Here is a 13617-nt window from a genome sequence, read left to right as displayed (position 1 = left end):
ATATACAGTAATAATGAATGATGGGAGATGGGATGAAAGAATTTCAATTTGAGAGAAAGCAGCGTTTTTCTTTGAGGAAATATGCAATAGGAGCTTGTTCAGTCTTGCTAGGAACGAGTTTATTTTTTGCTGGTATGGGTGCTCAACCTGTACAGGCTACAGAAACGAATTCAACACTAATTTCAAGTCATTATTTGGATGAGCAGGATTTATCTGAAAAGCTGAAATCTGAGTTGCAATGGTTTGAAGAAAATAAGATTGAGGTAAAAGAGGGAAAAGAATACTACTTTATCTATCGAAAATTAGCTACAAGATTACCAGAAACAGGTCTTTTTTCTAATGATGGGATGTTTATCTTGGGAGCAGGATTATTATTGCTTTCCTTCACTTTAATCAAGAGAAAAAAGGGAGCGTCTTACTTCCTTGTGACAGTCTTTGCTGTTGGTGGTTGGGGAGCATCCATCTCTGCTTTAGAAAATCTGGTAGAATTGCAACCAGCCCTTGTTAAGAGAGTAGAAGGTCAGTTTTTACCAAGTCCTGAAACAGTCCAAGGATATGAATTTACGGGATATTATTTGGTAAGAGATAGTGGTAGCAAGGAACTTTCTGTTGATAAAGTAGAGTCGCCAGCATTATCTCAAAAGGAGGACAGTTCAGAACCTCAATCTAAGAAGATTGTACCACAGACTGCATCTCATTTTAGCTCGACTGAAGATCTTGTGCAATCTCCTCAACCATCCTACGCAGTTGAGAAAATTGTTGAAGCTCCTGCAAGCAAACAAGCTCCTGCTGAAATTGGATCTATAGGTACTAAGGAAGAAGTTGCAGGAAATCCCCAAGTAGAACAACCGAAAGCAGAAGATAATAGTGATTATAAAACAAGTCCTGAGGAAGGTGTGTTAAATGCCACAGTAGAGAAACCAGAATTGCTAGTCACTACAGAGGAGGTTGCTTTCCAAACGATAGAACAAGAAGATGCAACCTTAGCTAAAGGGCAAACTAAAGTTGTTCAAGAAGGTGTTGTTGGTGAACGCACCATCTATACGGAAGTCACTATCGTTAATGGGGAAAAATCTAGTAAAGTTATAGAAAATATAATTACAAAAGAGCCGGTGGACAAGGTGATTGCAGTTGGGACTAAGGAAGAAGTTGCACCAAAATCTGAGGAAGGTAGACCAGTTCAACCTGAAAAAACTCCAATAGTAGAGAATGAAACAGAGACAAAACCAGCTGATGGAATAGGACAACCAAGACCAGGAGCAGAAGAAACGCCGGGTACAGAAGCAACACCAGGCGAGAAACAAACACCTGACAAACCCGAAGCCGAGCCGAAGCAACCAGATCCAGCAACCCCAGCCGTGGAATCAGGGGGTGAGGAAAATCAAACTCTTGCCCAACAAGGTACTGAGTCTAAGCAACCCTCTAAAGAAACTGCTGAGACCAAAGATTCTGATCCAGCAAGCCCAGTCGTGGAATCAGGACGCGAAGAAGATCAATCTCCTGCGGAACAAAAGGGTGAGGAGAACCAGCTGGAGAATTCAGTTGAGGGGGTAAAAGATGTTGGTGAGTCTGCCCCACAAGAACCCCAAAAACAACCAGAACAAACGCCTCCATCTCCAGAGGTCAACCCAAGTCAAGGAAACGAACCAGGACCAACTGCTCAGCCTGACCCCTTAGCTCCTCAAGATCAGTCAGATTCTCAGAAGAAACCAACTGTCCCAAGTCCAGTAACTAAAGAAAAAGTATTGGAATATAAAACAACATATAAAGCTTCACCAGCCTTAAATTACAAAGAGCAACGAGTAGAAGTAGTAGGCGAAAATGGTAAGGAAGTGACAACTACTTCTTACAGTTTTGATGAAAGTACTGGGAAAATAGTAGAAAACACTTCAACAAAGATAGAAAAACATCCAGTAGATAGAGTTGTTAAGGTTGGGAATGTAGAAGAAACAAGATCAACAGTCAAAAGAGGTGAACAGTTTGTTGCGGATGAGTCACTTGATAAAGGTGTCAAAGAAGTCAGAAATCAGGGTCAGGACGAAGAAACGACAACAATAAAAGTTTACAAAGTAAATGAACAAACAGGAGACTTAACTGAGCCGACTGTAACGACAAAAGTCGCTAAGTCAATGCAGGCGAAAATAACGGCAGTAGGAACTAAGTCTAAGGTTGAAATAAAGGATACTCCGTTTGAAACACGATATGTAGCAGATGAGACGCTAAGTTATAAGGAAAAAGTAGAAACACCGGGTGAAAAAGGGCGTACAGTATCAACTACAAAATACACAGTAAATCAAGAAACAGGAGCTATTTCAGAAGAAACTACAACAGAAAACACTCCAGCTAAAGACAAAATAGTAAAAGTTGGAAATGTAGAAAAGATAGTATCACCTATAGAAATTACAGAGGTGAAAAAAGACGTTCCTGAACTTCCGAAAGGAAAAGAAGTAGTTGAAGATGCAGGTGAGCAAGGGGAAACAACCGTCACTAAAACTTATGAAGTTAATCCGGAGACAGGAGAGTTATCAAATCCAGTAGAGAAGACTGAAACAACTAAAGCTATGCGACAAAAAGTAATCTTGGTTGGTACTAAAGAAGACAAACCACATCTATTGCCAGAAAATAGCGAGTTAGAAAATGCAGTGGATGTGACGGAAGCTAGTAGAGAAATGAAGTCTGTAGACTTCTTAACAGATGAAAACTTTAAAGCACAACTAACTCCGCCGGCTTTAGAAATAGACCGCGATTTTTATAAAAAACGCAGTGAGTTGAAAAAAACGCAGCCGCAGATAAGGGATGATGAAGTAAGAGAAATTCTACGAAAAGAATATCTTGAAAAATTATCGATTAAAGAAATACTCGATGCGACTAAAACCGATTTAGAAGCTAGTTTGAAAAAAGTTGCGGCGCATACCTTGAGTATTTTAGGTGACAATCAACAAAATAGAGAAAAAGTAAAAGGTGATATTGAAGCTAATAAAGAGAAAATATTACTAGGATTATCCTATATCAATCGTTTTTATAATATTGATTTTGGAGATACCAATATCCGTGATATTCTAGCTTATAATCCAAGCTCATTTGGTAAGAAAGAGGTTACTGCTTTAGATTGGTTAACACACCTTGGGTCTATGAGTTATGATGAATTAAGATTAACCAATAGTCCAAAAACATTTGAGAAATACTTTGGTAAAATTACAGATAAACCAACATTATTAGATTTCCTAGATTACAACAGAACTACATTCACTAATATGGATGGTGATACGTGGTTGAAGAAAGCGACTAAAGCTATCGTAGTTGAAAAAGCTTCGAAAGAAAAAACTGATGAAAAAGTAGACTTATATACAAAATTAACTACTCCTCCTGAGAAATATGGAGCTGAAAATCTTCAAATTGAAAGTAGAAGACAACAAAATGTAGCTACATTATTAGGTTTGGTAAATATTAAAGAACCAAGCGTGTATGCTATAACTAACATAGCGACGGTAACCTACGGAAACATCGGAACGTATATGGATACTTCTTTAAAGAAAACAAATAAAGCTAAGTATACCGAAGAGCTTAATAAGGTTAAAGAATTGATAGAATTAACTGCGACAAGACAGGCTAATTATGTTGACACTTTATACAGAATAACAAAAGAAGAAAATCGTTCTAAATTAGTTACAAGTAGAGTGATTGTAGATACGATGAAAAAATATACGCCTAATGAGTTTGCTGGAATAGCGACAACATGGTCTAAAGAGTCAGGTCCTACAGCAGATAAAGGGGTTAAGGACTTTATGACGCCATTAGGGCTATATTCACCATCGCAAAATGTAGGTGCAGAAGCGAATGGAGTGGGTGTCCGTTACTTCATAGATAGAGTTCTGGATGATAGAGGTTCAGCGACTTACTCTCACGAAATGACGCATTTATTAGACAGAACAGTACTGTTTAATAATCATGGTCGTCGAGATGGTACAGCGGCAGAGTTTTATGCTAGAGGAATCTTCGAGAATTCATACACACCAGAGACAGATACATATTTCAACTTAAACTTCGTTTACGATGAAAGTAAGAAAAATGGCTTTTACAACAAAACACCAGATAGATTCAAAACAGCTGCAGATTTGAAATCTTATATGCATGGAAGTTTTGATGTGTTATATAGTTTAGATTATTTAGAAGCGGAAGCAACAAAACAACTTACAGCAGAAGATAAAACTAAATATTTCAAAAAAATAACACCAATTGCATCGACAGGAACTAGAGCGACAGTAACATATAAAAATCCAGCGGTTAAAGCTACGCATAACAGTGAAAAAATCTCAGAAATTACACTAGATGAAGCGAGAGATCTATCGGATATCAATAGTCTGATTGACAATAATATTTTAGTTAATCGTTATATCATAAATGGATTTTATGCAACAGGTGATGTAAAAGCTAATGGGTATTATTTAGTGGATATGTTTGATACCATTTATGGTGTTAGTCAAAATGACTCTGGTATGAGTGGGGATATCACCTTTAGAAAACAAGCTTTTGAACTTATGGGAGCTTTGGGCTATTATGAAGGATTTGTTCCTTATGTGTCAAATCAATACAAAAACCAAGCTGAAGAAGAAGGCAAACCGCTATCTGATAAATATATTTTCGATAACATTTTAGGAAAATCTTACGCAGCTTTCAAAAAAGAGCAAATAACTGAGCGTGTTGAGAAATTAGGTAAGTTAAAACCAATTACTATAAATTACAACGGAAAAGAAGAAGTGATTGATAGTAAAGAAAAATTACAAGAGCTTATGAATAAAGCTGTTTTAGCTGAACTAGCCCAGATAAAAGCAGGAAACACAACGGCTAAAAAGTTTAAATTTATCGAAACACCCGTTCAAAAACTGAAAAAAGCGATTTATAAAGCTTATCTCAAAGATTCAGATGACTTTAGACAATCGATTTACAATAGTTAAGACAAAAGGGACATCTCTCTGGAATGAACATTCAGAGAGGTGTTTTTTTGCGCTCTTGTAAGGTTTGACTTTATTAGTTTGCTTGAATATGGAGTGATTTTCAGACTTTTCCACAAATTATAGAATCTTTTCTGAGTATTTAGGGAGTGATAGAGGAAGTCTTGAAAGCGCTTTTGTTTTGTGCTATAGTCAAGTAAATCGAGTCGTTTAAAGAGGAATGCTTGTATGAGAAGAGAAGAAGTTTTACGAAATCACTGGTTTTTTAGCCAAGAGATGGGGAAGGAAGAGGCCTTGGCACCGGATTTTCAGAGGGGAAATTGGCAGGCCATTCAAGTGCCACATGACTGGAGTATTTACAATGATTTTGACCATTATTCGCCAGCGCAAAATGAGGGTGGTCAGTTAAATGGGGGTCAGGCTTGGTACCGGACGCAGTTTTACTTGGAAGAAGATGCCAGTCTTGTATCGGTGCGTTTGTTGTTTGACGGGGTTTACATGAATGCCCAAGTCTATATTAACGGGCAAGTGCTGGGCTATTATCCCAATGGCTATACACCCTTTTCTTATGATATCACCTCTTATCTAAGAAACGATGGGACAGCCAACCAGCTTGCGGTTTTTGTGGAAAATAAGCAACCTAGCAGTCGTTGGTATTCGGGCAGTGGTGTTTACCGAGAAGTAAAATTATTGATTAGAGATTTGGTGCATCTGGATTTATATGGGATTAAGATAGAAAGTCCCAAGCTCAAGGAGCAAAGAGATGGATGGGTGGAAACTCAGCTTGAAAGTAAAGTTTCAAATGATGGGCCTCAGTCTGTGTCGGTATATTTAGAACAGAGTATCTGGTATGATGGACAACAGCTGTCAGACTGGCAGGCGGCAGACTCTCTAGTGATTGAGTCTGGGGACAAATATTCTTTCCAACAAGCCATATCAATTTTCCAACCTTTGCTTTGGGATATTGACCATCCTCATCTCTATCAGTTGAAGACTCGCCTTTATAAAAATGGCATTTTGGTTGATGAAGAAGAGGAGAGCTTTGGTTACCGCTATATAGATTGGCAAGCGGATAAGGGCTTCTTTCTAAATGGTCGCTGGTTGAAGATTCATGGAGTTTGTCTGCACCATGACTATGGATCTCTGGGAGCTGTGGAAAACAGGTCAGCTGCCGAGAGACGATTGCGCCAGATGAAGGAAATGGGCGTCAATGCGATTCGAATCACCCATAATCCAGCTAGTAGTATCTTGCTAGATGTGGCTGCTAAAATGGGGCTACTTATTCAAGAAGAAGCATTTGATACCTGGTATGGAGGCAAGAAAGAATATGACTATGGTCGCTTTTTTGAGGAAGAAGCGACTCATCCAGAAGCGAAAGCAGGCGATTTCTGGTCAGATTACGACTTGCGCACTATGATTGAGCGTGGCAAGAACAATCCAGCGATTTTTATGTGGTCCTTGGGAAATGAAGTCAGCGAAGCAAATGGCGATGCCCATTCATTGAAAACTATTAAACGCTTGCTGGAAAGGGTCAATGAGATTGATGATAGCCGTTTTGTGACCATGGGAATGGACCAGTTCCGCTTTGGAGATGGTTCTGGAGGTCATGAAAAGATTGCTGATTTGCTGGATGTGGTAGGCTTGAATTACTCGGAAGATAATATTGATAGGATTCGTAAAAGACATCCCAAGTGGCGACTTTACGGGTCTGAAACCTCATCGGCTACCCGAACGCGTGATAGCTATTTTCGCCCAGCTAAGGAATGGGTTGGGGATAATCGCCACGTGCGGAATTTTGAACAGTCAGACTATGGCAATGATCGGGTTCCTTGGGGGAAGACGGCGACGGCTTCTTGGATAGCAGATAGAAATCGGCTAGACTATGCGGGTCAGTTTATCTGGACAGGAGTGGACTATATAGGTGAGCCGACTCCTTGGCACAATCAAAATGACACGCCTGTAAAGAGTTCCTATTTTGGGATCGTGGATACGGCAGGGATTCCTAAAAATGACTATTATCTTTACCAAAGTCAGTGGGTGGACCTAGATCAGCAGCCTATGGTTCATATCTTACCTCACTGGAATTGGGAAATCCACAAGAGTTATCAACAAGTTGTGGATAAGTATGGGGATATCCCTGTTCGAGTCTATTCAAATGCTGGTTCAGTAGAGCTATTTCTCAATGGGAAATCCCAAGGCAGAAAGACTTTTCAGGAAAAATGGACTTCAGGCGGTAGAAAATACCAAGAGGGAGAAGGTTCTGGCCAACTCTATCTTGAATGGCGTTTGGCTTATCAACCGGGAGAATTGCGTGCTGTAGCTTATGACCGTCAAGGTCAGCTTGTGGCAGAAGATAGGGTGGTGACTGCAGGTAAGCCTGCTAAGATTGGGTTACATGCCGAGAAATCACAACTGGAGCCAGATGGGCAAGACCTCCTCTATCTCTATTTTGATGTATTGGACAAGAATGGAAATTGGGTTCCGACTGCTTCCAATCAGCTTCATTTTGAAATTGAAGGCCCTGCTCGCATTGTAGGTGTGGATAATGGCAGGCAGGCCAGTCATGAACGTTACAAGGCTCAGAAAAATGGTCGGTTTAAGCGGAAAGCCTTTCATGGCAGAGGTGTCCTCTTAGTTCAGAGCTTGGAGCAGGCAGGTCTAGTCAGAGTAAAGGCCAGTGCCAGAGGGCTAGAGCCAGCAAGTTTTGATCTCTTAGTGGGAGAGGCTTTGGCTACCCAACCAGTGAAAAATAAGCGCTTGTTTGAGATTCGAGTGAACAAGCAGGCAGAATTACAAGAAGGGGATTCCCCAGCCATTGGACTTTATCCACAAACTGTGGATAACCCTGTGAACAAGGTGGGGAATAGTGAAGTGATTTGGGAGATGAGTGGCAGTGCCCACGCCATTATCAAGCAGGGAGTGCTTCATTGCTTGTCTGCAGGGGACTTGGCTATTCGCGCCATTTATCAAGGAAAGACCTATCAAACTCATTTGCAGGTCTCAGAAAATAGCTCACTAGGGCAGGCAGTTTCTGTACGACCACTTCGCTTGTATACAGCTAAGGGGACTTATCCACAGCTTCCGTCCTCGGTCTTGGTGGACTATGAGTCAGGCGATGCAAAACGAGTCAAGGTTGTCTGGGAGGAAATTCCTAAAGAAGATTTGGAAAAATTTCATGAATTTATGGTATCTGGTCAGCTAGAGGGTTTGGATTTAAAGGCTTCTGCTCAGGTTTGTGTTCAAGGGATTTGTGCTATTGAGCCTGAAAGGGTCTGGACGCTTGTCAAGGAAGCTCCACACTTACCAGACCGAGTTAAACTAGTCTTATCAGATGGCAGAAGAGATACGGCCAAGGTGACTTGGGATGAACTCAATCCTCAAATCTATGATCAGGTAGGAGAATGTGTGCTCACAGGACAAGTAGCGGGCTGTGAGTGGCCGGCAACAGTCACTATTCATGTGACAGATGCCAGTGTAGATGGGGAAGTCATTTCCAATCAATGGACAGGGTCCAATCTGCCTCTGGTCTTTGCTTCCCACTCAGAGCTGAATCACCCAGTCTCTTACCTCAATGACAAGGTCATTTCTCGGAAGAAATCGACAGCCAATACTTGGATTGCTAAGTCAGATCAAGCTAGCGTGGGCATTCTTTTTGGAGATGCAGGGATTTTAAAACCGCGATTTGTGGATAATGTGACCTTGTATTATGTTGAGAATCAAGAATACGTGGCGATGGAGCCTACTTTTATTGATTATTATGTAGGGAATGAGCCTAGCTTGCCTCGGACTCCCAATCATTTGGATAAGGATTCCCTGCTCAAACAAGAGGAGAATTGGCGACCTGTATCAGCTATCCGAAAAGTTTCAAGCGACAAGGCTGAAGAGCTTCGTTTTGAATTTGACAAGGTAGAAACCTATGCCCTTCGTCTTCGATTTGAAAACTTGGTAAATCCACTAGCGTTAACAGAATTGCAAGTGCATGCCAAAAAAGTTAAGAAAAATGTAGATAGGAAGTAGTATGGTAAGAGAAATAAAACCGCATGGGCCCTTGCCTAGTTCGACCCAGCTAGCTTATTTAGAGGATGAACTAGCAGCCTTTATCCATTTTGGTCCCAATACCTTTTATGACCAGGAATGGGGGACAGGTCAGGAGAATCCTGCACGCTTTAACCCGACAAGGTTAGACGCACGTGAGTGGGTTCGCGTGCTCAAGGAAACGGGCTTCAAAAAGTTGATTTTGGTGGTCAAGCACCATGATGGCTTTGTCCTTTATCCGACAGCTCACACAGATTATTCGGTCAAGGCCAGCCCTTGGAGGAATGGAGAGGGGGACTTGCTCCTTGAAGTATCCCAAGCTGCCACAGAGTTTGATATGGATATGGGGGTCTACCTATCGCCGTGGGATGCTCATAGTCCCCTCTATCATGTGGACCGAGAAGCAGACTATAATGCCTATTATCTGGCTCAGCTGCAGGAAATCTTATCAAATCCTGCTTATGGTAATGCAGGAAAATTTGCTGAGGTCTGGATGGATGGAGCTAGAGGAGAGGGCGCTCAAAAGGTCAATTATGAATTTGAAAAATGGTTTGAAACCATTCGTGAACTGCAGGGAGATTGCTTAATTTTTTCAACAGAAGATACCAGTATACGCTGGATTGGCAATGAACGAGGGTATGCAGGTGATCCCCTGTGGCAAAAGGTGAATCCTAATAAACTAGGAACAGAAGCAGAGCTGGACTATCTTCAGCACGGAGATCCCTCGGGCACGATTTTTTCAATTGGTGAGGCAGATGTTTCCATTCGACCGGGCTGGTTTTACCATGAAGAGCAGGATCCTAAGTCACTTGAGGAGTTGGTCGAAATCTACTTTCACTCGGTGGGTCGGGGAACTCCACTCTTGCTTAATATTCCGCCGAATCAAGATGGGCTCTTTGATGCAAAGGATATTGAACGTCTCTATGAATTTGCGGCCTATCGCAATGAGCTCTATAAAGAAGATTTGGCTCTGGGATCTGAGGTATCTGGTCCAGCTCTTTCCACAGACTTTGCCTGTCACCATTTGACAGATGGCCTTAGGACCAGCTCTTGGGCAAGCGACGTAGGCTTGCCAATCCAGTTAGAACTTGAGTTAGGGTCACCTAAAACTTTTGATGTAATTGAGTTAAGAGAAGATTTGAAGTTAGGGCAACGAATCGCTGCTTTTCATGTGCAAGTAGAGGTGGACGGCGTCTGGCAAGAGTTTGCCAGGGGCTTCACAGTTGGTCATAAGCGCCTCTTGCGAGGTCCACTAGTAGAGGCACAGAAGGTGCGCGTGATGATTACAGAGTCACAGGATTTACCTGTATTGACCAAGATTTCCCTCTATAAAACTCCTGGATTATCAAAAAAAGAAGTTGTTCAGGAACTAGCATTTGCAGAAAAAAGTTTAACTGTGACAAAGGGAGAGGCTCTTCATTTTAGGATTGAACGTAGCGAAAGTGGCTCCTCTTTAGAGGCTAAGATTTCGATTCAACCGGGGACAGGTGTGCATGGTGTCGCCTATCAGGATGAGATTCAAGTCCTTCAATTCCAAGCAGGGGAAAGAAAAAAAGATTTGTGCCTACCAACCCTGTATTTTGCTGCCGATAAGACTTTAGATTTCTATCTAAATCTGACTGTTGATGGACAACTGATTGATCAAGCTCATATTTTAGTTGAAACGAGATAAAATATCTTCACAATTCATTTCCTTTTCGAATAAATAGATAGAACCATCGAATCTAGCAAAATTAGATTTAAAAATATGGTATAATAGAAGGAGGAAATGGATGACTTTAAGACATCCGGGCATTAGCCCGACCAATGATTTGGTTGCTAAGAAAATCTTTAGCAACCCAGAAATCACTTGTCAGTTTATCCGCGATATGTTGGACTTGCCTGCCAAAAATGTAACCATTTTGGAGGGGAGCAATATTCATGTACTACCTTCCCTGCCTTATTCAGCCCAAGATTTCTACACTAGCATAGATGTCTTGGCGGAGTTGGATAATGGTACGCAAGTTATTATTGAGATTCAGGTTCATCATCAGAATTTTTTCATCAATCGCCTATGGGCTTACCTATGTAGTCAGGTTAATCAAAACCTAGAAAAAATTCGCCAACGAGAAGATGATACCCACCAGAGTTACAAACATATCGCACCAGTATACGCTATCGCAATCGTGGACAGCAATTACTTTTCAGATGATTTGGCCTTCCACAGTTTCAGCATGCGAGAGGACACGACAGGTGAGGTCTTAACCATCACAAACAATGGACAAGAAAACCATCTAGTCAAGATGGCATTCTTGGAACTAAAAAAATACAGAGAAACCAGCAAAGACAAGGTTCGTAAACCATGGTTGGAGTTTTTCGGGAATAAGCCCTTTACCCAGCAACCCGAGCGAGCCATCAGCCAAGCAGACCAACTGCTAGACTACAAGAGCTGGTCCGAGGAGGACAGGAAGATGTTTAGCCAACTACGTATGCGAGAAGAACAGGCCTTGTTAGCGCAGGACTATGCCTTGGAAACAGCTAGAGCGGAAGGCATTGAAGAGGGATTAAAAGTAGGTCTAGTAAATCTCGTTCGCCAAGGTCTGCTGCTATCTGAGGTTGCCAGTCAGCAGTTGGGTATGACTGTGGCTGAGTTTGAGGCGCTATTGAAAGACCATCACAAATAAGGACTAAAAAAACTCTAAGCAGGCAGAGCCTGCTAACTCATGACAGAAAAAGAAGTTTAGCTTATAATGAAGATAAACAATACAAATCCGTGGTGTCTAATAGGGCTTTTCCTAGCCTGTTAAAAAAACTGGATGAACAAGAGTCATGAGATAACTCGAATATGCCTTGAGCATAAAAATATCTTACTAGTAGCCTCTTGTTCTATTGTTCAAATAGTTAACAGGAGGTTTTTATAATGGAAGTCATGATTGAAACGTGTTGTGGTATTGATGTCCACCAAAAATCCATTGTTTGTTGTATTCTAGATGATCCACTAGATACTAATAAGCCAAAGAAAATTCAGAAGAAATTTGGGACAACTACTGTAGCTCTTCACAATGCCTTAGATTGGTTGGTGGAAAACCATGTCACACATGTCTTTTTTGAAAGTACTGGGCAATATTGGCTCCCTCTCTTTAATATCTTTTCAGATTCTAATCTCGTCTTGGTACTTGCTAATCCTCAACATATCAAGAATGTGCCTGGTCGAAAAACAGACATGAAAGATGCCGAATGGATTGCTCAACTCGGCCGTTGCGGACTAATTGAACCTTCCTATATCCCTGCTCCTGAAGTAGTACAGCTTCGTTTACTGACACGTCGCATGCGTTCTTACAAGCAGCGTCAAACTCAAGTCAAAAATGAAATTCACAATCTCTTACAACGGGCTAATATCAAGCTAACAAGTTATCTTTCTGATATTTTTTCTAAGACAGGGCGATCACTTTTAAAATTATTTATTAACGGAGAAAGCATTACTGTAGAATCTGTTATCCCTTGTATCCAAAAGCGAGTGAAAGCAAGTCCAGAAGAACTTGTTGAAGCGATGGAAGGAAAGTTGTCACTAGAAGATCGCTTCCTCTTAGACCAGAGCTTAGAGGAATATCAGATGTATCAGGAACTCATTGAAAAATTGACCGATGAGATTCAACACTACATCGAAAAGGAGTTTCCCTGAGGAAAATAGGATACTTCAAACCATTCCTGGTGTGAATGAAAACTGTGCTGCCACTATTCTAGCTGAGATTGGACTAACTGTTACAGCCTTTCCATCCGATGCACACTTAGCATCCTGGGCTGGACTATGCCCAGGATCTTATGAGAGTGCTGGCATTAAAAAATCCTCACACATTACGCAAGGAAATCGATATATCAAACAGGCTCTGACCATGTCGGGATTAATTGTAGCGCATTCTAAGGATCCAGCTTTTTCTTCTTTTTACAATCGAATTTCCCAAAGAGGAAGCAAGATGAAGGCGATTATTGCTTGTGCTCATAAGATTCTCAGAATCATTTACAAACTACTCTCCACCAAACAGACTTATCAAAAAGAAAAGGCGATAGGACTGAGGAAACAGTTCTAACGCTAAAACTAAAAAAATTCAATTACAGTATAGCACAGGAAGTGATTTTTTACTGTCTTTTTTCAAATAAAAATTTAGCGTTTTGCTGTTCAAATTTGCGAAAATAGTATATAATAATACTGTCTCAAAACTTGTCTTTTGACAAGCCTGGGAACAAAAAGAAAAAAACATATCCTTTCCTTAAATACTAAAATATTTAAGGGGGGGGTATTTTTTAGTACCTCCAGAAAGGAAAAAACGAGAGGTAATTCAATCATGAAAAAATCATATCGTGATGATAACGGGGAAAAGGTCTTCCGTTATTCCATTCGTAAGTACCACTTTGGTGCTGCCAGTGTTGCGGTAGCGGCTCTGATGTTTTTTGCCAACGGAGCTGTGGCAGCGAGTGAGACAATTACTCCAGTTACGGCAAGTGATGTCGTTACGGCAGGTTCTGATGGCAATGCAGATGGGGTTCCAGGAACCTCGGATGAGGAAGACTCCAAGCAAGCTCTGACTGACCAGCCAGCTGAACTTAAACCAGCTGATGAGCTAAAAGCACAAGAGGCGCCGGCTGAAGAAGC

The 13617-nt window shown here is 41.1% G+C and carries 7 protein-coding genes; all 7 read left to right on the top strand.

The features are described 5' to 3' along the window. Positions 1-32 precede the first annotated feature (32 nt). Positions 33-4955, top strand: a complete 4923-nt coding sequence (locus HT725_RS02535; RefSeq protein WP_173218785.1) for a ZmpA/ZmpB/ZmpC family metallo-endopeptidase — start codon at positions 33-35, stop codon at positions 4953-4955. Positions 4956-5180: 225 nt separating this feature from the next. After that, the gene (locus tag HT725_RS02530; protein ID WP_173252998.1) at positions 5181-8969 is read left to right on the top strand and encodes a sugar-binding domain-containing protein; all 3789 of its coding nucleotides are present in this window, start codon (positions 5181-5183) and stop codon (positions 8967-8969) included. A gap of 1 nt (position 8970) precedes the next feature. Next, positions 8971-10659, top strand: a complete 1689-nt coding sequence (locus tag HT725_RS02525; RefSeq protein WP_138703866.1) for an alpha-L-fucosidase — start codon at positions 8971-8973, stop codon at positions 10657-10659. Between the two features lie 100 nt (positions 10660-10759). Further along, on the top strand, positions 10760-11650 hold the full coding sequence (locus HT725_RS02520; protein ID WP_138703865.1) for an Rpn family recombination-promoting nuclease/putative transposase: 891 nt from the start codon (positions 10760-10762) through the stop codon (positions 11648-11650). 236 nt (positions 11651-11886) lie between these two features. Continuing rightward, a complete protein-coding gene (locus HT725_RS02515) occupies positions 11887-12648 on the top strand; it encodes an IS110 family transposase (RefSeq protein WP_173218789.1) in 762 nt (253 codons plus the stop codon). After that, positions 12611-13054, top strand: coding sequence for a transposase (locus HT725_RS02510; RefSeq protein ID WP_119942462.1), 444 nt, complete (start codon positions 12611-12613; stop codon positions 13052-13054). Before HT725_RS02515 ends, HT725_RS02510 begins: the two co-directional genes overlap by 38 nt. A gap of 255 nt (positions 13055-13309) precedes the next feature. Continuing rightward, positions 13310-13617: YSIRK-type signal peptide-containing protein (locus HT725_RS02505; protein ID WP_173252997.1), on the top strand; the 308-nt coding region annotated here is incomplete at its 3' end.

It is taken from the genome of Streptococcus sp. 2579, assembly GCF_013277195.1.
GTDB lineage: Bacteria > Bacillota > Bacilli > Lactobacillales > Streptococcaceae > Streptococcus.
This window is presented reverse-complemented; position numbering and strand designations above follow the sequence as displayed.